This is a genomic window from Streptomyces sp. NPDC030809 (genome assembly GCF_055572195.1).
Genome location: NZ_JBVIDV010000020.1, coordinates 91,352 through 110,733 on the forward strand (window position 1 = coordinate 91,352; position 19,382 = coordinate 110,733).

The 19,382-nt window shown below is 73.2% G+C and carries 16 protein-coding genes; 14 read left to right on the forward strand and 2 right to left on the reverse strand.

Going from position 1 to position 19,382, the window contains the following annotated elements; all coding sequences use genetic code 11:
* Positions 1 to 223: 223 nt before the first annotated feature.
* The 8 genes from ACZ407_RS25155 to ACZ407_RS25190 all read left to right on the forward strand — a co-directional run bounded on the left by ACZ407_RS25155 (position 224) and on the right by ACZ407_RS25190 (position 9,461).
* Positions 224 to 1,219, forward strand: coding sequence for an ABC transporter permease (locus ACZ407_RS25155; protein WP_468131924.1), 996 nt, complete (start codon positions 224 to 226; stop codon positions 1,217 to 1,219).
* A 65-nt stretch (positions 1,220 to 1,284) separates the two neighbouring features.
* The gene (locus ACZ407_RS25160) at positions 1,285 to 3,063 is read left to right on the forward strand and encodes an ABC transporter substrate-binding protein (RefSeq protein WP_468131926.1); all 1,779 of its coding nucleotides are present in this window, start codon (positions 1,285 to 1,287) and stop codon (positions 3,061 to 3,063) included.
* A 125-nt stretch (positions 3,064 to 3,188) separates the two neighbouring features.
* Positions 3,189 to 4,187: an ABC transporter permease gene (locus ACZ407_RS25165; protein WP_468131928.1), complete on the forward strand. Its 999-nt coding sequence runs from the start codon at positions 3,189 to 3,191 to the stop codon at positions 4,185 to 4,187.
* Positions 4,184 to 5,281, forward strand: coding sequence for an ABC transporter ATP-binding protein (locus ACZ407_RS25170; protein ID WP_468131930.1), 1,098 nt, complete (start codon positions 4,184 to 4,186; stop codon positions 5,279 to 5,281). Before ACZ407_RS25165 ends, ACZ407_RS25170 begins: the two co-directional genes overlap by 4 nt.
* Positions 5,278 to 6,399 (forward strand): ABC transporter ATP-binding protein, encoded by a 1,122-nt coding sequence (locus ACZ407_RS25175; protein ID WP_468131932.1) that lies wholly within the window; start codon positions 5,278 to 5,280, stop codon positions 6,397 to 6,399. The genes ACZ407_RS25170 and ACZ407_RS25175 overlap by 4 nt, the downstream gene beginning before the upstream one ends.
* A 90-nt stretch (positions 6,400 to 6,489) precedes the next feature.
* Positions 6,490 to 7,146 carry a trimeric intracellular cation channel family protein gene (locus ACZ407_RS25180; RefSeq protein WP_468131934.1) on the forward strand — a complete coding sequence of 219 codons (657 nt, stop codon included), beginning with the start codon at positions 6,490 to 6,492 and terminating at the stop codon, positions 7,144 to 7,146.
* Between the two features lie 90 nt (positions 7,147 to 7,236).
* The gene (locus ACZ407_RS25185) at positions 7,237 to 8,091 is read left to right on the forward strand and encodes a thioesterase family protein (protein ID WP_468131936.1); all 855 of its coding nucleotides are present in this window, start codon (positions 7,237 to 7,239) and stop codon (positions 8,089 to 8,091) included.
* A gap of 206 nt (positions 8,092 to 8,297) precedes the next feature.
* The gene (locus ACZ407_RS25190; protein ID WP_468131938.1) at positions 8,298 to 9,461 is read left to right on the forward strand and encodes a cysteine desulfurase family protein; all 1,164 of its coding nucleotides are present in this window, start codon (positions 8,298 to 8,300) and stop codon (positions 9,459 to 9,461) included.
* A gap of 48 nt (positions 9,462 to 9,509) precedes the next feature.
* Here ACZ407_RS25190 and ACZ407_RS25195 read toward each other — a convergent pair whose 3' ends face one another.
* Entirely contained in the window at positions 9,510 to 10,157 is a 648-nt protein-coding gene (locus ACZ407_RS25195) for an N-acetylmuramoyl-L-alanine amidase (RefSeq protein ID WP_468131939.1), read from the reverse strand.
* Between the two features lie 61 nt (positions 10,158 to 10,218).
* Here ACZ407_RS25195 and mnmA point away from each other — a divergent pair, with 61 nt between their 5' ends.
* Positions 10,219 to 11,346, forward strand: coding sequence for a tRNA 2-thiouridine(34) synthase MnmA (gene mnmA, locus ACZ407_RS25200; RefSeq protein WP_468131941.1), 1,128 nt, complete (start codon positions 10,219 to 10,221; stop codon positions 11,344 to 11,346).
* 74 nt (positions 11,347 to 11,420) lie between these two features.
* On the opposite strand, the gene ACZ407_RS25205 is transcribed toward mnmA, so the two are convergent.
* Positions 11,421 to 12,344, reverse strand: a complete 924-nt coding sequence (locus ACZ407_RS25205; protein WP_468131943.1) for an NADP-dependent oxidoreductase — start codon at positions 12,342 to 12,344, stop codon at positions 11,421 to 11,423.
* Between the two features lie 137 nt (positions 12,345 to 12,481).
* On the opposite strand from ACZ407_RS25205, the gene ACZ407_RS25210 reads away from it, so the two are divergent.
* The 5 genes from ACZ407_RS25210 to ACZ407_RS25230 all read left to right on the forward strand — a co-directional run bounded on the left by ACZ407_RS25210 (position 12,482) and on the right by ACZ407_RS25230 (position 19,380).
* Positions 12,482 to 13,468, forward strand: a complete 987-nt coding sequence (locus ACZ407_RS25210) for a GlxA family transcriptional regulator (protein WP_468131945.1) — start codon at positions 12,482 to 12,484, stop codon at positions 13,466 to 13,468.
* 156 nt (positions 13,469 to 13,624) lie between these two features.
* A complete protein-coding gene (locus ACZ407_RS25215; RefSeq protein ID WP_468131947.1) occupies positions 13,625 to 16,990 on the forward strand; it encodes a S8 family peptidase in 3,366 nt (1,121 codons plus the stop codon).
* A gap of 196 nt (positions 16,991 to 17,186) precedes the next feature.
* Positions 17,187 to 17,534 carry a DUF1330 domain-containing protein gene (locus ACZ407_RS25220; RefSeq protein ID WP_468131949.1) on the forward strand — a complete coding sequence of 116 codons (348 nt, stop codon included), beginning with the start codon at positions 17,187 to 17,189 and terminating at the stop codon, positions 17,532 to 17,534.
* A gap of 174 nt (positions 17,535 to 17,708) precedes the next feature.
* The gene (locus tag ACZ407_RS25225; RefSeq protein WP_468131951.1) at positions 17,709 to 18,398 is read left to right on the forward strand and encodes an SDR family oxidoreductase; all 690 of its coding nucleotides are present in this window, start codon (positions 17,709 to 17,711) and stop codon (positions 18,396 to 18,398) included.
* A gap of 4 nt (positions 18,399 to 18,402) precedes the next feature.
* On the forward strand, positions 18,403 to 19,380 hold the full coding sequence (locus ACZ407_RS25230) for a methionine synthase (protein ID WP_468131953.1): 978 nt from the start codon (positions 18,403 to 18,405) through the stop codon (positions 19,378 to 19,380).
* Positions 19,381 to 19,382: the final 2 nt, after the last annotated feature.

Here is a 19,382-nt window from a genome sequence, read left to right on the forward strand (position 1 = left end):
ATCAGGCCACATCACGGTTGCGCATCCATTCCCCGGCAGGTCTGGCGGGTGATCCTGAGCCCGTTGAAGACTCCCCCCACCGAAGGCCGGTCAATCCCGTAACCACCAGCTCTTCCGGTGCACTTCAGAAGCAATTCGCACCATAGCGACACCGATGTGAACCAAGCCGCTACAGCGGCGGGCATGGGCCGGCCATCGTCGGCCGAGAGGGGTCCCCACCACGATGACGGCATCACTGCACGACACGAACACGGACGAGCCCGTAGCCGTTGCCGCCGCCGACCAGCCGCAGAAGGCGATCGAGGGGCGCTCCCCGTGGAAGATCGCCTGGTCCCGCCTCAAGCGTGACAAGATCGCGCTGGCCGGCGGTGTCATCGTGCTCCTTCTGATCCTCGTCGCGATCTTCGCGCCGCTGATCGTCAAGGCCTTCGGCCATCCGCCGGAGGAGCTGCACGAGGACCTGCTGGACCCGCTGCTGGGCCTGCCCATGGGCGACTACGGAGGCATCAGCGGGGACTTCCTGCTGGGCATCGAACCGGTCAACGGCCGCGACGTCTTCAGCCGGATCGTCTACGGCGCCCGGATCTCGCTGCTGGTCGCCTTCCTGTCCGCCTTCGTGGCGGTCGGCCTGGGCACCGTCTTCGGGATCATCGCCGGCTACTTCGGCGGCTGGGTCGACGCGGCGATCAGCCGGGTCATGGACCTCCTGCTGGCCTTCCCGCAGCTCCTCTTCATCATCGCCCTGATCTCGGTCATCCCGAGCCGCCTGTGGGGCTTCGAGGGCTCGGGCCTGCGGATCGCGGTACTGGTGCTCGTCATCGGCTTCTTCGGCTGGCCGTACATCGGGCGCATCGTCCGCGGCCAGACCCTGTCGCTGCGCGAACGCGAGTACGTCGAGGCCGCCCGCAGCCTCGGCGCGGGCCGGGGATACATCCTCTTCCGCGAACTGCTCCCCAACCTGGTGGCGCCGATCACCGTCTACACGACGCTGATGATCCCCACCAACGTGCTGACCGAGGCCGCGCTCAGCTTCCTCGGTGTCGGTGTCAAGCCGCCGACTCCGTCCTGGGGGGAGACCCTCTCGACGGCCGTGCGCACGTACCAGGACGATCCGCTCTTCATGATCTTCCCTGGCGTGGCGATCTTCATCACCGTGCTCGCGTTCAACCTCTTCGGCGACGGCGTCCGTGACGCCCTCGACCCCAAGGGCTCGCGCTAGCACACCGCAGGAAAACCGGAACATCGGCTCCAGAGGCCGGAACTACAACGGAGGTTGCGAGCATCGTGACTACCCACCGCACGTCGAAGCGCAGGCTTGCCGCTGGCACGGCCGTCGTGCTCGCGGCCATGCTGACCGCCACCGCCTGTGGCGGCGACAAGAAGGACGACGGCAACGGCAGCGGCGCCAAGGGCACGTTCAACGCCGGCATCAACAAGGTCGCCAACCCGTCCGACAAGAAGGGCGGCGAGCTCAAGTTCGTCGGTACCCAGGACGCCGACTCGTGGGACCCGCAGCGCGGTTACTACGGCTTCATGTGGGACTTCTCCCGCTACTACACGCGTCAGCTGGTCTCCTTCAAGCCGGCCCCCGGCCAGGGCAGCACCGAGCTGGTTCCGGACCTCGCCGCCGCCCAGCCGGAGATCTCCGCGGACGGCAAGACGTACAAGTTCACGCTGAAGGACAACGTCACGTGGGAGGACGGCTCGCCCGTCACCGCCCAGGACGTCAAGTACGGCATCGAGCGCACCTGGGCCCAGGACGTCATCTCCGGCGGCCCGGTCTACCTCATGCAGGTGCTCGACCCGAAGACCGAGTACAAGGGCCCGTACAAGGACACGGCGCCCGACAAGCTCGGCCTCAAGGCCATCGAGACCCCGGACGCGAAGACCATCATCTTCAAGCTGCCGAAGCCCAACGGCGACTTCCTGCAGATGCTGGCCATGCCGGCGGCCTCCCCGGTCAAGAAGGAGAAGGACACCGCGGCCAAGTACGGCCTCAAGCCCTTCTCCAACGGCCCGTACAAGATCGACTCGTACGAGCCCAACAAGAGCATGAAGCTCTCGCGCAACGCGAACTACAAGCCCGAGTCGGACACCATCCGCAAGGCGCTCCCGGACACCATCTCGGTCACGTTCATGGCGAACGCGGACGACATGGACAAGCGCCTGATGAACGGCGAGTTCGACCTCGACATCAACGCGACCGGCATCGGCCAGGCCGCCCGTGCCACCGCCCTGCGCGAGCACAAGGGCAACCTGGACAACGGCCAGACCGGCTTCATCCGCTACGCGGTCTTCCCGCAGACGGTCAAGCCGTTCGACAACATCGAGTGCCGCAAGGCCGTCATCTACGCGGCCGACCACAAGTCCCTGCAGACCGCCCGCGGCGGCCCGCAGGCCGGCGGTGACATCGCCCCGAACATGCTGCCGCTCGGCATCAAGGGCTCGGACGCGACGTACGACCCGTACGGGCTCCTGACCAACGACGGCAAGCCGAACGTCGAGAAGGCCAAGGCCGCCCTGAAGGCCTGCGGCCAGGAGAAGGGCTTCAAGACCACCATCGCGGTCCGCAACAACAAGCCCGCCGAGATCGCCACCGCCGTCTCGCTCCAGAACGCCCTGAAGCAGGTCGGCATCGAGGCCGAGGTCGACCAGTTCGACGGCGCCCAGACCTCCGGCATCATCGGTTCGCCCAAGGTCGTCAAGGACAAGGGCTACGGCATCATCATCATGGGCTGGGGCGCCGACTTCCCGACCGGTCAGGGCTTCTCGCAGCCGCTGGTCGACGGCCGCTTCATCCTGCAGAGCGGCAACAACAACTTCTCCGAGCTCAACGACCCGGCGATCAACAAGCTCTTCGACGAGGCCATCGCGGAGACCGACCCGGACAAGGCCGGCGAGATCTACAAGAAGATGAACCAGAAGGTCTCCGAGGCCGCGGTCTACCTGCCCTTCGTCTACGACAAGACGATCACGTGGCGCTCCGACCGCCTGACCAACGCCTACACCACCGACGCCTACAACGGCCGGTACGACTACGCCTCGCTCGGCGTCGTCAAGTAACCACCAGTCAGTTCCAGTTCCAGTGCCACACCCGCTAGGCACGAAGGGCAGGTGATGGCCGCGGCGACGGCTTGGGGGTGCGCTCCAGAAGGGCGCACCCCCGGGCCGCAGCCAGGCCGAGCGCAGTGCTTGCATATCTCATCCGGCGTATCTTCGCCGTCGTCGTCATGCTGTTGGTCATCGTCCTGGTGACCTTCGGAATCTTCTTCCTCTTCCCCAAGATGATCGGGGCGGACCCGGCGCTCTACTTCGTCGGAAAGCAGTCCGACCCGGCCGCCATCGAGGGCATCCGGCAGAAGATGGGTCTCAACGACCCGATCCTGGTCCAGTTCGGAAAGTTCGTCGTCGGGCTGGTGGCGGGCCGTACGTACGCCAACGGCACCGATGTCACGCACTGCGCCGCTCCCTGCTTCGGATACTCCTTCAAGACCGAGCAGGAGGTGTTCCCGCTGCTGATGGACTGGCTGCCGGTCACCCTCTCGCTCGCCGCCGGCGCCGTGATCCTCTGGGTCTTCGGCGGTGTCGCCACCGGCGTCCTCTCCGCCCTCAAGCGGGGCACCGCGGTGGACCGCTCGGCCATGGGCGTCGCCCTCGCCGGCGTCTCCCTCCCCATCTACTTCACGGGCATGCTCGCCATCGCCCTCTTCTCGGACTACCTGGGCTGGTTCTCCCGCCCGGACACCGACTTCGCGACGGACCCGGGCCGCTGGTTCAACGGCATGGTCCTGCCGTGGATCTCGCTGGCCTTCCTGTACGCCGCGATGTACGCCCGCCTCACCCGCGCCACGATGCTGGAAGTCCTCAACGAGGACTACATCCGCACCGCCCGCGCCAAGGGCCTCACGGAGCCGGTCGTCATCTCCAAGCACGCCATGCGCTCCACGATGACCCCGATCCTGACCGTCCTCGGCCTGGACCTGGGCGCCCTGCTCGGCGGCGCCGTGCTCACCGAGTACACGTTCTCGCTGCACGGCCTCGGCTACAGCGCCGTCCGGGCGATCAGCGACCACGACCTGCCGGTCATCCTCGGCATCACGCTGATCTCCGCCTTCTTCGTCGTAGCCGCGAACCTCATCGTTGACCTCATGTACGCGGTGATCGACCCCCGAGTGAGGCTGTCATGACCGACATGACCAAGACCGGGGCCGTGAACGAGCCCGTGGCCGGCGCCGCCCCCGGCAGCACCTTCCTGGACGTCCGCGACCTCAAGGTGCACTTCCCCACCGAAGACGGCCTGGTCAAGTCCGTGGACGGGCTCTCCTTCACCCTGGAGAAGGGCAAGACCCTCGGCATCGTCGGCGAGTCCGGCTCCGGCAAGTCCGTGACCTCGCTCGGCATCATGGGCCTGCACCGGGTCGGCCAGTACGGCCGGCAGCGGGCGCAGATCTCCGGCGAGATCTGGCTGAACGGCAAGGAGCTGCTGTCCGCCGACGAGGACGAGGTGCGGCGGCTGCGCGGCAAGGAGATCGCGATGATCTTCCAGGACCCGCTCAGCGCGATGCACCCGTACTTCACCATCGGCAAGCAGATCGCCGAGGCGTACCGGGTCCACCACAAGGTCGACAAGAAGGCCGCCCGCACCCGGGCCGTCGAACTCCTCGACCGCGTGGGCATCCCGGAGCCGCACAAGCGCGTGGACAACTACCCGCACGAGTTCTCCGGCGGCATGCGCCAGCGCGCGATGATCGCGATGGCCCTGGTCAACAACCCCGAGCTGCTCATCGCGGACGAGCCGACCACCGCCCTGGACGTCACCGTCCAGGCCCAGATCCTGGACCTGATCCGGGACCTGCAGAAGGAGTTCGGCTCCGCGGTCATCATGATCACGCACGACCTCGGCGTGGTCGCCGAGATGGCCGACGACCTGCTCGTCATGTACGGCGGCCGGTGCGTCGAACGCGGCAGCGCGGAGAAGGTCTTCTACGAGCCCCGGCACCCGTACACCTGGGGCCTGCTCGGCTCGATGCCCCGCATCGACCGCGACCAGACCGAACGGCTCATCCCGGTCAAGGGCTCCCCGCCGAGCCTCATCAACATCCCCAGCGGCTGCGCCTTCCACCCGCGGTGCCCGTACGCCGACGTCCCCAAGGGCAACGTCACCCGTACGGTGCGCCCGGAGCTGGTGACGGCGGACGGCGACCGGCACTGGTCCGCCTGCCACATGTCGCCGGAGGAGCGGACCCGCATCTGGACCGAAGAGATTGCGCCGAAGCTGTGACCGACACGAACAAGGCGGCCGAGGCCGCCATCCCCGAGCAGGCCGCCTCCTCCCCGGAGCCGCTGCTGAAGGTCACCGGCCTGACGAAGCACTTCCCGATCACCAAGGGCGTGCTGCGCCGGCAGGTCGGCGCGGTCAAGGCCGTGGACGGCCTGGACTTCGAGGTCTACCCGGGTGAGACCCTCGGCATCGTCGGCGAGTCCGGCTGCGGCAAGTCGACCATGGGCCGGCTGATCACGCGCCTGCTGGAGCCCACCGGCGGCAGGATCGAGTTCGAGGGGACCGACATCACGCACCTCGGGGTGGCGGGCATGCGCCCGCTGCGCCGCGACGTGCAGATGATCTTCCAGGACCCGTACGGCTCGCTGAACCCGCGCCACACCGTCGGCACCATCGTCGGCGCCCCCTTCCGCCTCCAGAAGGTCACCCCCGAGGGCGGCCTGAAGGCGGAGGTGCAGCGGCTGCTGTCGCTCGTGGGCCTCAACCCCGAGCACTACAACCGCTACCCGCACGAGTTCTCCGGCGGCCAGCGCCAGCGCATCGGCATCGCCCGCGCCCTGGCCCTGAAGCCGAAGCTCGTGGTGGCCGACGAGCCGGTCTCCGCGCTCGACGTGTCGATCCAGGCCCAGGTGGTCAACCTGCTGGACGACCTCCAGGACGAGCTGGGCCTCACGTACGTGATCATCGCCCACGACCTGTCGGTCATCCGGCACGTCTCGGACCGGATCGCGGTCATGTACCTCGGCAAGATCGTCGAGCTGACCGACCGCAAGTCGCTGTACGAGTCCCCGATGCACCCGTACACCAACGCGCTGATGTCGGCCGTGCCGGTGCCGGACCCGCGCCGCCGCGGGGCCAAGACCGGCCGCATCCTGCTCAAGGGCGACGTGCCCTCGCCGATCAAGCCGCCCAGCGGCTGCCGCTTCCACACCCGGTGCTGGAAGGCGACGCAGATCTGCAAGACCACCGAGCCGCCGCTGCTGGCCCTGAAGACCGGCCACCAGGTGGCCTGCCACCACCCGGAGAACGCCCCGGACCAGGCGCCGGGGGACCCGGCCCTGCCGGAGTCCGCGGCCGCCGAGGCCGCGGCCCCAGGTGCGGTCGAGAAGACCGCGTAGGCGCGCAGCGCACCGGGCGGCGGGGCGGAGCGATCCGCACCGCCGCCCGCTGCGTCCGGGCCCCGGCCCGCCGCCCCGCACAATTGGGGGGTGGTACAGGAACTCTTCCCCCCGGACGTCCAGCACGTGCTGGACCTCGCGGGCATCTTCGTCTTCGCCACCGCCGGCGCCCTGCTGGCGGTCCGCAAGAACTTCGACGTCTTCGGCATCGCCGTGCTCGCCCTCGTCACCGCCCTCGGCGGCGGCCTCTTCCGAGACCTCGTGATCGGCGCGGTGCCGCCGGCCGCCTTCGGCGAGCTGAGCTTCTTCGTGACCCCGCTGGTCGCGGCCGGGATCGTCTTCTTCCTGCACCCCGAGGTCCAGCGCATCAACCGTGCGATCAACGTCTTCGACGCGGCCGGCCTCGGGCTGTTCTGCGTCACCGGCACCACCAAGGCCTACGAGTACGGGCTCGGGCTCACCGCCTCGGCGGCGCTGGGCCTGGCCACCGCGGTGGGCGGCGGCGTGCTGCGCGACGTGATCGCCAACGAGGTGCCCGCCCTGCTGCGCGACCGCGAGATGTACGCGGTGCCGGCGCTGGTGGGCGCGGCCATGGTGGCCCTCTGCATCGGCTTCGACGTGCTCAACGCCTTCACCGGCGGGCTCGCGGCCGTCACGACGTTCGTGCTGCGGCTGCTGGCCATGCGCTTCCACTGGCGGGCCCCGCTGGCCTGGAACCGTCGGTCCTCGGTGGCCGAAGAGGTCTGACCGGGCCGGGGCGGTCCGCTGCGCGGCCGCTCACAGCCGGGTCCCAGAAAAAGCTACCGCTTAGTAGCAAGCGGGTGTAGCGTCATCGGCATGACCCAGGCAACCCAGGCAAGGATCGGCGACAGCGAGTTCGACCGGGACACCGGCGTGAGGCCGCGCGGCGCGGCCGAACCGGGCGTCTTCGACGCGGACCTGTCCGCCGGGTGGACGATCATCACCGCCGTCAACGGCGGCTACCTGCTCGCGCTCGTCGGCCGGGCGCTCTCCGAGTTCCTGCCGCACCGCGACCCGGTCACGGTCTCGGCCCACTACCTCAGCGCCTCCGTGCCGGGCCCCGCCGTCATCCGCACCGAGCTGGTGCGCGCCGGCAAGACCCTCTCCACCGGTCAGGCCTCCCTCTTCCAGTACGACGAGAACGGCGCCGAGGTCGAGCGCATCCGCGTGCTGGCCTCGTACGGCGACCTGTCGGCCCTGCCCGACGAGGTCCGCACCACCGCCCCGCTGCCCGACATCCCGGCGTACGAGCACTGCCTCGGCGCGGACGCGGGCGGGGCCCCGATCCCCGGCAGCTCCGCCATCGTCGACCGGCTGCGCCTGCGGCTCGACCCCACCACCGCCGGCTGGGCGGTCGGCGCCCCCTCCGGGCGCGGCGAGATGCGCGCGTGGTTCGCGCTGGCCGACGGGCGCGACGCGGACCCGCTGTCGCTGCTGCTCGTGGTCGACGCCCTGCCGCCCACCGCCTTCGAGATGGGCCTCATCGGCTGGGCCCCCACCGTGGAGCTGACCACTCACGTCCGCTGCCGGCCGGCCCCCGGCCCGCTGCGCGTCTCCATCACCACCCGCAACCTGGCGGGCGGCTTCCTGGAGGAGGACGCGGAGGTCTGGGACTCCGCCGACCGCCTGGTCGCCCAGTCCCGCCAGCTCGCCCGCGCCCCGCGCACCTGAGCGGCGGCGGCGCGGCGGCCGGGGGCGTCCCCGGCCCCGCGCCGCCGCCCGCAGGGAGCGGCCCCGGGGAAGTGCTTCCGGGCAGCCGTGCGGTGCGCCGGGACGGGGTACGGGGGCGGCGCCCGGCCGGAGTACCGGCGGGGCCCCGGCTTTGGCCGGACGGCCCGTACACCCGGCCGTGGCGGCGACCGTAGAATCGGGGGATCATGGCCTACCTCGACCACGCCGCGACCACTCCGATGCTGCCGGAGGCCGCCGAGGCGATGACCGCCCAGTTCGCGGTCACCGGCAACGCCTCCTCCCTGCACGCCGCCGGCCGCCGGGCCCGCCGCACCGTGGAGGAGGCGAGGGAGACCCTCGCCGAGGCCATCGGCGCGCGGCCCAGCGAGGTCGTCTTCACCGCCGGCGGCACCGAGGCCGACAACCTCGCCGTCAAGGGCCTGTACTGGGCCCGCCGCGACGCCGACCCGGCCCGGACCCGGGTGCTCGCCAGCCCCGTCGAGCACCACGCGGTGCTCGACGCCGTGGACTGGCTGGCCGCCCACGAGGGCGCCACCGTCGAGTACCTGCCGGTGGACCGCCACGGCCGGGTGCACCCCGAGGCCTTCCGCGAGGCCGTCGAGCGCAACCCCGACGACGTGGCCCTGGCCACCGTGATGTGGGCCAACAACGAGATCGGCACCGTCCTGCCGGTGGCCGGGATCGCCGCCGTGGCCCGCGAGTTCGGCATCCCCGTGCACTCCGACGCCGTCCAGGCCTTCGGCCAGCTCGACGTGGGCTTCGAGGCCAGCGGACTGGCCGCCATGACCATCAGCGGGCACAAGATCGGCGGCCCGTACGGCATCGGCGCCCTGCTCCTGGGCCGCGACCAGACCCCCGTCCCGGTCCTGCACGGCGGCGGCCAGGAGCGCCACGTCCGCTCCGGCACCCTCGACGTGCCCGCCATCGCCGCCTTCGCGGTGGCCGCGGCCCTCGCCGCCGAACGGCGCGAGGCCTTCGCCGGCGAGATCGGCGCCCTGCGCGACGAGCTCGTCGCCGCCGTGCTGGCCGCGGTACCGGACGCCGTGCTCGGCGGGGACCCGCACGACCGGCTTCCGGCCAACGCCCACTTCAGCTTCCCGGGCTGCGAGGGCGACTCCCTCCTGCTGCTGCTCGACGCCCAGGGCATCGAGTGCTCCACCGGCTCGGCCTGCACGGCCGGGGTGGCCCAGCCCAGCCACGTGCTGCTGGCCACCGGCACCGACCCCGACCTGGCCCGCGGCACCCTGCGGTTCTCCCTCGGGCACACCTCCACCAAGGAGGACGTGGCCGCGCTGGCCGCCGCCATCGGCCCGGCCGTGGAGCGCGCCCGCACCGCCGGCCTGAGCTGACCGGGGCGCCCGGCCGCCCCCTGCCCGGCCGCTGCGGCCGGGGCGGTCTCAGCCGAGGGAGCGGCGGACCAGGGCCAGGTAGCGGTCCCAGTCCCAGTGCGGCCCGGGGTCGGTGTGGTCCGCGCCCGCCACCTCGCTGTGCCCCACGATGTGCTCCCGGTCGGCCGGGAACCCGTACCGGCGGCAGATGCCGGCCGCCAGCCGGGCCGAGGCGGCGTACATGGCGGGGGTGAAGTCCCGGGGGCGGTCCACGAAGCCCACGTGCTCGATGCCGATGCTGCGCTCGTTCATCCGGCGGTTGTTCGCGTGGAAGGCCACGTCCAGCTCGCGCACCATCTGCCGGACGTGGCCGTCCCCGCGCACGATGTAGTGCGCCGAGGCCTTGTGCCGTGGGTTGCGGAAGGCGTCCACCGAGCCCTCGAACCCGCCCTGGGTGACATGCACCACGATCCGGTCCACCGGATAGTCGTCGGGCCGGTCGGCCATCCGCCAGTTCGCCGGAGAGGCCGCCGTCCAACTGGCGCCCTTGTGGTCGAGCTCGCCCTCCTTGCGGGGCTTGGAGACCCCCGGGAGCCGCCAGTAGCCGCGCCGTATGCCGTCCCGCTCGGCCACCGCGACCCCCGCCAGCACGCCCAGACCCGTGATCAGCAGCGCCCGCCGCCCGGGCCCCCGCTTGCTGCGGCCCACCCGCACCACCTCCGCCGGATAAGAACGCCCGTGCCCGCGGCACGGTTCCCCCCGTACCCTGGTGGGTGCTATGACTCAGAACCCGCAGCCGCGCCGCCCCCTCCGCGTACTCGCCGCCATGTCCGGCGGTGTGGACTCCGCCGTCGCCGCCGCCCGCGCCGTCGAAGCCGGGCACGACGTGACCGGCGTCCACCTCGCGCTCTCCGCGAACCCGCAGTCGTTCCGCACCGGCGCCCGCGGCTGCTGCACGATCGAGGACTCCCGAGACGCCCGCCGGGCCGCGGACGTCATCGGCATCCCCTTCTACTGCTGGGACCTCGCGGAGCGCTTCCGCGAGGACGTGGTCGAGGACTTCATCGCCGAGTACGAGGCCGGCCGCACCCCGAACCCGTGCCTGCGCTGCAACGAGAAGATCAAGTTCGCCGCGCTGCTCGACAAGGCCCTCGCCCTCGGCTTCGACGCCGTCTGCACCGGCCACTACGCCACGATCGTCGAGAACGCGGACGGCTCCCGGGAGCTGCACCGCGCCTCCGACATGGCCAAGGACCAGTCGTACGTCCTCGGGGTCCTGGACGAGAAGCAGCTGGCCCACGCGCTCTTCCCGCTCGGCGACACGATCACCACCAAGGACGAGATCCGTGCCGAGGCCGAGCGCCGGGGCCTGGCCGTCGCCAAGAAGCCCGACAGCCACGACATCTGCTTCATCGCCGACGGGGACACCCAGGGCTTCCTCGCCAAGCGGCTGGGCAAGGCCGAGGGCGACATCGTGGACGAGGCCGGCAACCGGATCGGCAGCCACGAGGGCGCGTACGGGTTCACCATCGGCCAGCGCAAGGGCCTGCGGATCGGCCACCCGGCCCCCGACGGCAAGCCGCGCTACGTCCTCGACATCTCGCCGGTGGACAACACCGTCACCGTCGGCCCCGCCGAGGCGCTCGACGTCACGGCCCTGACCGCGATCAGGCCGCGCTGGTGCGGGGCCGTCCCGGCCGCCCCCGGCACGTACACCGCGCAGCTGCGCGCCCACGGCGGCGAGACCGAGGTGTTCGCGGAGGTCGTCGACGGCGAGCTGCGGGTGGCCTTCACCGAGCCGGTCCGCGGGGTGGCCCCCGGCCAGGCGATCGTGCTCTACGACGGCACCCGCGTGGTCGGCTCGGCCACCATCGCCGCGACCACCCGGGCCGCCGCCTCGGTCTGAGGCCCGCCGCGGCCCGCTCGGCCGGCCGGCGGGTCCGCCCGGCCCGCTCGGTCGGCGGGCCGGCCCGGCCCGGGTCAGACGACCGACAGGACGATCTTGCCGGTGGTGCGGCCCTGCTCGCCCAGCTCGTGGGCCTTCGCGGCCTCGGCGAGCGGGAGCACCGCCTCGACCAGCGGCTTCAGCCCGCCCTGCTCGACCAGGGCGGCGATCTCCCGCAGGCCCAGGTGGTCCGGCTCGACCAGCAGCCATTCGGCGTGCACCTCACCGGGCTCGGCCGGGACGTCGCCGGGGCCGGGCAGGGTGATCAGCCGGCCGCCGGGCCGGAGCACCTTCAGGGAGCGCTCCGCGGTCTCGCCGCCGAGCCCGTCCAGGACCACGTCCACGTCCGCGACCACGTCCTCGAAGCGCACCGCGCGGTAGTCGACCACCTCGTCCGCGCCGAGGGAGCGCACCAGCTCGTGCTTGGCGGCGCTGGCCGTGCCGATGACGTACGCCCCGCGGGCCTTGGCGATCTGCACCGCGAAGTGCCCGACCCCGCCGGCCGCCGCGTGCACCAGCACCCGCTGCCCGGGCCGCACCCCGGCCGTGTCCACCAGGGCCTGCCAGGCGGTCAGCGCCGCCAGCGGCAGGGCCGCGGCCTCCACGTGCGTCAGGGAGGCCGGCTTGGGCGCGAGGTGCCGGGCCGGGGCCACGACGTACTCGGCGTAGCCGCCCGCCTGGCGCGGGAACAGCGGCATGCCGAAGACCTCGTCACCCGGCCGCAGGACGGTCACCCCGGGGCCCACGGCCTCGACCGTGCCGGAGACGTCCCAGCCGACCGCCGGGACCGCACCCCACTCGATCAGGGCCCCGGTGGCCCGGGTCTTCCAGTCCACCGGGTTCACCCCGGCCGCGTGGACCTTCACCAGGACCTCGCCCACGCCCGGCTCGGGGCGGTCCAGCTCGGCCACGGTCAGGGTCTCGGGTCCGCCCCACTGGTTGACGACGACGGCACGCATGGTGATCTCCAAGGAGTCGAGGAAATAAGGGGTTATCTGGGGGTTTCGGCTGGTTTTCCCAGGCGATGTGCCCAGCATGGCCGCGATCCGGGGTCCGTAGTGCTGGCCGGATGGCCACTATGTGACAGAATCTGGCCATGGCCATGGAACCCGCCGTGCACCGCGTCGCCGTCCTCGCCCTCCCCGGGGTGCCCCCGTTCGAGCTCGGGATCCCCTCCCGGGTCTTCGGCAGCGCCGTGGACGAGGCCGGCCGGCCCCTCTACGAGGTCACCGTCTGCACCGCCGACGGCGGCCCCGTGCTCAGCGACGCCGGTTTCACGGTGCAGCCGGCGGCCGGACCGGAGGCCCTGGCCGCCGCCGACACCGTGATCCTGCCCCCCACCCACGCTATGCCCGAGCTCGGCGAGGGCGGGCCGCTGCCCCCCGAGGTCACCGCCGCCATCGACGGGATCCGGCCCGGCGCCCGGCTGGTCTCCATCTGCACCGGCTCCTACGTGCTCGCCGCCGCCGGACTGCTCGACGGCCGCCCCGCCACCACCCACTGGAACCTGGCCCCCGAGTTCCGCCGGGCCTACCCCGCCGTCAAGGTGGACGAGGAGGTGCTCTTCGTCGACGACGGGGACGTGCTGACCTCCGCGGGCGTGGCCGCCGGAGTGGACCTCTGCCTGCACCTGATCCGCCGCGACCACGGGGCGGCCGTCGCCAACCGGGCCGCCCGGATGTGCGTCGTACCCCCGTGGCGGGACGGCGGCCAGGCCCAGTACATCGACCGGCCGGTCCCGGAACCCGTACTGGCCACCACCGCCGCCACCCGGGCCTGGGCCCTGGAGCGGCTCGGCGAACCGCTCTCGCTGGCGCAGCTGTCCGAGCACGCCCGGATGAGCCTGCGCACCTTCACCCGCCGCTTCCGCGAGGAGGTCGGCCTGACCCCCGTGCAGTGGCTCACCGCCCAGCGCATCGAACTCGCCCGCCAGCTCCTGGAGTCGAGCGACCTCCCGGTGGACCTGGTGGCGCACCGGGCGGGGTTCGGTTCGGCCAACTCGCTGCGCCAGCACATGCGTACCGCGCTCGGGGTCTCGCCCATCGCCTACCGCAGGACCTTCCAGGCCCGGGGCGCCGCCTGATCCCGGCGGCCGCCCGGACCGTGGCCCGGAGTCCCATCTTCCCCAACTGCCGTATTCGGACACGTTGTTGAGCAATGCCCCCGTCCGAGTGATACTGCCCCCTCCGGGGGGCGGGCCCCGTCCCCCGCGCGATGACCTCTTCAACCGGGGGAAGAATTGCGTAGAGAACCGAAACGGGCGGGTGCGGCGGGAGTCGCCGCGGCCGCCGCAGCGGCCCTGCTGGCGGGACTGACCACCCCGTCGGCGGCCCAGGAGGCCGCCGCCGTACGGCCGTTCGCCGCACCGGGCACCGCACGGCCGGCCGCCGCCAAGGGCTTCGCCCGCATCACCCTCGTCACCGGCGACCGCGTGGTCGTCGACGGCCGGGGCCGTCCCGTCGGCCTCGAACGGGCCCCCGGCCGGGCCCGGATGCCCTTCTCCGTCCAGCGCGTCGCCGGCCACACCCGCGTGGTACCGCTCGACGCACAGCGCCTCGTGGCCGAAGGGGTCCTGGACGCCCGCCTGTTCGACATCACCGAGCTCGCCCGGCCCGAGTACCGCTCCGGCCGCGGGGACCGGATCCGCCTGATCGTCGGCTACGAGGGCGCCGCCCCGGCCGCCCGGGCCGCGCTGCGCCGCGCCGGCGGGGCCGAGGTCCGCCGCACCTTCCGCTCCCTGGCCGCCGAGGCCGTCGGCGCGGCCGCCGCGGACGCCCCCGCCCTCTGGGAGGCCCTCACCGACCGGCAGGCCGGCGGCCGCCGCACCGCGGCCGCCGGCATCGCCCGCATCTGGCTGGACGGCATCCGCACCGCGAGCCTCGACAAGAGCACCCGCCAGATCGGGGCCGACAAGGCCTGGGCCGCCGGCTACGACGGCAAGGGCGTGAAGATCGCCGTCCTGGACACCGGGGTGGACTCCGGCCACCCCGACCTGGCCGGCCAGGTGCTCGCCGAGAAGAACTTCACCCCGGCCGCCGACGCCGGGGACCGCTACGGCCACGGCACCCACGTCGCCTCCATCGCCGCCGGCACCGGCAAGGCCTCCGGAGGCGCGTTCAAGGGGGTGGCCCCCGGGGCCCGGCTGCTGAACGGCAAGGTCCTCGACGACAACGGCGCCGGGGACGACTCCGGCATCCTCGCCGGCATGGAGTGGGCCGTCGCCGAGGGCGCCGACGTGGTCAACCTCAGCCTCGGCGGCCGGGACACCCCGGAACTCGACCCGCTCGAAGCCGCCGTGAACAAGCTGAGCGCCGACCGGGGCGTGCTGTTCGCCATCGCCGCCGGCAACAGCGGCCCCGGGCAGGGCACCGTCGGCTCCCCGGGCAGCGCCGAGGCCGCCCTCACCGTCGGCGCCGTCGACGACTCCGACGCGCTGGCGCCCTTCTCCAGCACCGGCCCGCGCACCGGCGACGGCGGGATCAAGCCCGACGTGACCGCGCCCGGCGTGGACATCACCGCGGCCGCCGCCCCCGGCAGCGTCATCGAGCGCGAGGTCGGCCAGCGCCCGCCCGGCTACCTGACCATCTCCGGCACCTCCATGGCCACCCCGCACGTCGCGGGCGCCGCGGCCCTCCTCAAGCAGCAGCACCCGCAGTGGCGGGGCGCCGAGCTCAAGGCGGTCCTGACCGGCTCGGCCGAGCCCGGCCGGTACACCCCGTTCCAGCAGGGCAGCGGCCGGATCGCGGTCGGCAGCGCCCTGCACCAGAGCGTGGTGGCCGAGACCGTCTCCCTCGGCTTCGGCATCCAGCAGTGGCCGCACCAGGACGACCGGCCGGCCACCAGGGACCTCAGGTACCGCAACCTCGGCGACACCCCCGTCACCCTCGACCTGGCGGTCACCGCCACCGGCCCCGACGGCAGGCCCGCCCCCGCCGGCTTCTTCACCCTCGGGGCCCGCAAGGTCACCGTCCCCGCCCGCGGCACGGCCTCCGTCCCCGTCACGGCCGACACCCGGCTCGGCGGCACCCTGGACGGGGCGTACAGCGCGTACGTCACCGCCACCGGCGGCGGACAGCGGGTCCGCACCGCGGCCGCCGTGGACCGCGAGGTCGAGTCGTACGAGGTCACCGTGAAGGCGCTGGGCCGGGACGGCGCACCCGCCCCCGCCGCCCTGTCCACCCTGATCGGCCTCGGCGGCCTGGCCGCCGGCCGCAGCTTCGACGGCTTCGACCCGAGCGGCACGTTCACCGTCCGGGCCCCGCGCGGCAACTACCTGCTCGACACGACCGTCTTCGCGGACGCGGAGGACTCCGGCAGGGGAGCGGACTGGCTGGTCCAGCCCCGGCTGACCGTCCGCGGCAAGGCCACCGTCACCGTGGACGCGCGCGCCGCCCGGCCCGTGGACATCACCGTGCCCTCGGCCGCGGCCGCCTCCGAGTTCGCCTCGCCCTCCTACTCGGTGACCACCCGGGACGGCCAGTACGTCTTCGGCTGGTGGCTCCGCTCCTACGAGGGCTTCCGCACCGCCCACCGCGGCCCCGCCGCCGCCCCCGGTGTCCTCACCCAGCAGTTCGACGGCCACTGGCTCCAGGGCGCGGCCGAGGAGTACCACGCCACCCTCGGCGGCCCCGTCACCCGCCTGGCCACCGGCTACACCCGGCACCTGAAGCCGGCCGACCTCGCCACCGTGAGGGTGGAGCAGGGCGGTCCGGTCCCCGGCAAGGAAGGCGGGACCGCCGCCCTCGGGTGGCTGCCGGCGGGCACCGGCGCCACCTCCGTCAGCGTCCCGCGCAAGCTGCCCGCCACCGCAGTCCTGCACCTGTCCGCCCTCGACGGGGCGCGCTGGGACACCGTGTTCTCCCAGTACGCCTCCCGCGACCCCCAGGGCTTCCCCGTGGTCGAGGCGCAGTACCTCGCGGACGGGCCGCGGAGCTACGAGGGCGGCAAGAGCTACCGCGAGCGCTTCAACACCGGTGTGTTCGGGCCGAAGGTGGACCGCGAGCTCGGCGTCCTGCGCCACCGCAACACCATCACCGGCTTCCTGCCGCTGTTCGCCGACGGCGCCGGCCACACCGGGGCGAGCACCTGGACCCGGGCCGAGACCGTGCTCTACCGCAACGGCGTGCCCGTGGGCCGCAACACCGACCCGCTGACCGGCAGCGCGGGCTTCACCGTCCCGGCCGGCGAGGCCGCGTACAAGCTGACCGCCACCGTCGACCGCAGCCCGCTGCTGTCGCGGGTCTCCACCCGGGTCAAGGCCGCCTGGTGGTTCCGCTCGGAGAAGACGGCCCGGGCCGAGCACCTGCCGGTCTCCTCCGTCCGCTTCGCCCCGCCGCTCGCCCTGGACAGCACCTCTCCGGCCGGGCGCACCGTCCGGGTCCCGCTGACCGTGCAGGGCCCGGCGGCGGGGGCCGGCCTCAAGTCCCTCGCCGTGTACGTCTCGTACGACGACGGGTACACCTGGAAGGCGCTGCCCGTGGCCGGGGGCGGGGTCTCCGTGAAGAACCCGGGCCCGGGCAAGGCCGTCTCGCTGCGGGCCGCGGTCGAGGACCGCGGCGGCAACAGGGCCGACCTCTGCATCATCCGCGCCTACCTCACCCGGTAGGCGCGCCGCCGGACTCCCGCAGGACCCGCGGGAGTCCGGCGCACCGCACGGCGGCCGGCCCGCCGGAGCACGGCTCCGGCGGGCCCCGCCATGACCTCCGGGGTCATCGACCGCCCCGGCCCGGCCCGCCAGGATGGCCGTGCGCCCGGCGCACCGGCCGGGCGGCGAGCGGAACCGACGAACCGAGGGAGCCACCGTGCCCGCCTACGCCATAGCCCACCTGCGCCCCCGGCAGCTGCACGCCGAGGTCTTCGCGTACCTGGAGCGGATCCAGCCCACCCTCGACCCCTTCGGGGGCCGGTTCCTGGTGCACGGGGCCCGGCCCGAGGTGGTCGAGGGCCCCTGGGAGGGCACCGTGGTCGTCATCGCCTTCCCGGACACCGGCGCCGCCCGCGCCTGGTACGACTCCCCGGCCTACCAGGAGATCCTGCCGCTGCGCACCCGCCACATCGACGGCGAGGCGATCATCGTCGAGGGCGTGCCCGCGGACTACGACCCGGCCGACCGGGCGGCAGCCCTGCGGGCGTCCGCACCGGGCGCCTGAGCGGGGCCGAGCGCCCGTACGGCTCCGGGCGGCCCGCACGGCGCCGCCCGGCGGCACGGGCAGCGCCGCCCCGGCGCCCGTACGGCAGCGCCCCCGATCGCGCCCGGCGCTCCTCGCGCGCCCGCCCCGCCGGGTGCGGCCGGGCGGTCCGCGGCGGGGTGCGAGCATGGGGGCATGGCTACTCATCTGATCACCGGTGCCGGCTCGGGTATCGGCGCCGCCGTCGCGCGCCGCCTGCACGAGCGCGGGGACGAGCTCGTGCTGCTGGCCCGCGACGCCGCCCGCGGCAAGGAGCTCACCGCCCGCTTCCCCGGCTCCCGCGCCCTCGTCGCGGACCTCGCCGACCCGGACCGGATCTCCTGGGCCTTCTCCCACCAGGCGCTGCCCGACCGGCTGGACTCGCTCCTGCACGTCGCCGGGATCGTGGACCTCGGCCCGGTCGCCGAGCTGCGGCCCAAGACCTGGCACCAGCAGCTCAACGTGAACCTGATCGCCCCCGCCGAGCTCACCCGCCTCCTGCTGCCCTCCCTGCGCGCGGCCCGCGGCCACGTCGTGTACGTGAACTCCGGCGCCGGGCTGAACGCCCACGCCGAGTGGGGCGCGTACGCCGCCTCCAAGCACGGCCTGAAGGCCCTCGCCGACTCCCTGCGGCACGAGGAGAAGCCCAACGGGGTGCGCGTCACCTCCGTCTACCCCGGCCGCACCGCCACCCCGATGCAGGCCAAGGTGCACTCCCAGGAGGGCAGGGAGTACGACCCGGCCGCCTGGATCGACCCCGAGTCCGTCGCCACCACCGTGGTCATGGCGATCGACCTGCCGCGGGACGCCGAGGTCAACGACCTGACCGTGCGGCCGGGGCGCTGAGCCCATGACCGCCACCGGAGTCGGCTCGCTGCCCGGCGGGGACGCGCGCGAGGCCGCCAAGACCGTGACGGGGACCTTCGAGGAGTTCCCGTACCTCCCCGAACTGCCCGCCCGCGGCCCCGGCGCCGACATGATCGGCCGCTCCCTGGGCCTGCTCGTCGACATGTACGCGCACGTCGAGCCGAGCGGCTGGCGGATCAGCGACCGGCCCGGCCGGGACACCCGGCGGGCCCGGTCCTGGCTCGGCGAGGACCTCGACGCGCTGGAGGAGTTCACCCAGGGCTACACCGGCCCGCTCAAGGTCCAGGCCGTCGGCCCCTGGACCCTCGCCGCCGCGCTCGAACTGCGCAGCGGGGAGGCGGTGCTCCAGGACGCCGGCGCCTGCCGGGACCTGGCCGGCTCCCTCGCCGAGGGACTGCACGGCCACCTCGCCGACCTGCGCAAGCGGGTGCCCGGCGCCGAGATCGTGCTCCAGTTCGACGAGCCCTCGCTGACCGCGGTGCTGCGCGGCCAGGTGAAGACCGCCAGCGGGTACCGGACCTACCGGGCCGTGGACCGGCAGGTCGTCGAGGGCGCCCTGCGCGAGCTGTTCGCCGTCCACGAGGGCCCCGTGACCGTGCACTCGTGTGCCCCCGCCGTGCCCTTCGCCCTGCTGCGCCGGGCCGGTGCCACCGGGGTCTCGTTCGATTTCTCACTGCTCACCGAGCGCGAGGACGAGGCGATCGGGGAGGCCGTCGAAGGGGGCACGCGACTCTTCGCCGGAGTGGTCCCCGGCACCGACACCGCGTTGTCCGACCCGGCCGGTAGCGTCATGGGTGTCAGGAAGCTCTGGCGCAGGCTGGGCCTGTCCCCGGGGACCCTCGCGGAGTCCGTCGTGGTGACCCCGTCGTGCGGTCTGGCGGGCGCTTCGCCCGCCTATGCCCGCGCGGTGCAGGCCCACTGCGTCCGGGCGGCGAGGTCGCTCGCCGACAACCCTGAGTGACG

Coding starts and splice junctions, on each gene's coding strand:
- ACZ407_RS25155 (WP_468131924.1), top strand. CDS start 224: ATGACGGCATCACTGCACGACACGAACACGGACGAGCCCGTAGCCGTT.
- ACZ407_RS25170 (WP_468131930.1), top strand. CDS start 4,184: ATGACCGACATGACCAAGACCGGGGCCGTGAACGAGCCCGTGGCCGGC.
- ACZ407_RS25185 (WP_468131936.1), top strand. CDS start 7,237: ATGACCCAGGCAACCCAGGCAAGGATCGGCGACAGCGAGTTCGACCGG.
- ACZ407_RS25190 (WP_468131938.1), top strand. CDS start 8,298: ATGGCCTACCTCGACCACGCCGCGACCACTCCGATGCTGCCGGAGGCC.
- mnmA (WP_468131941.1), top strand. CDS start 10,219: ATGACTCAGAACCCGCAGCCGCGCCGCCCCCTCCGCGTACTCGCCGCC.
- ACZ407_RS25205 (WP_468131943.1), bottom strand. CDS start 12,344: ATGCGTGCCGTCGTCGTCAACCAGTGGGGCGGACCCGAGACCCTGACC.
- ACZ407_RS25210 (WP_468131945.1), top strand. CDS start 12,482: ATGGCCATGGAACCCGCCGTGCACCGCGTCGCCGTCCTCGCCCTCCCC.
- ACZ407_RS25225 (WP_468131951.1), top strand. CDS start 17,709: ATGGCTACTCATCTGATCACCGGTGCCGGCTCGGGTATCGGCGCCGCC.
- ACZ407_RS25230 (WP_468131953.1), top strand. CDS start 18,403: ATGACCGCCACCGGAGTCGGCTCGCTGCCCGGCGGGGACGCGCGCGAG.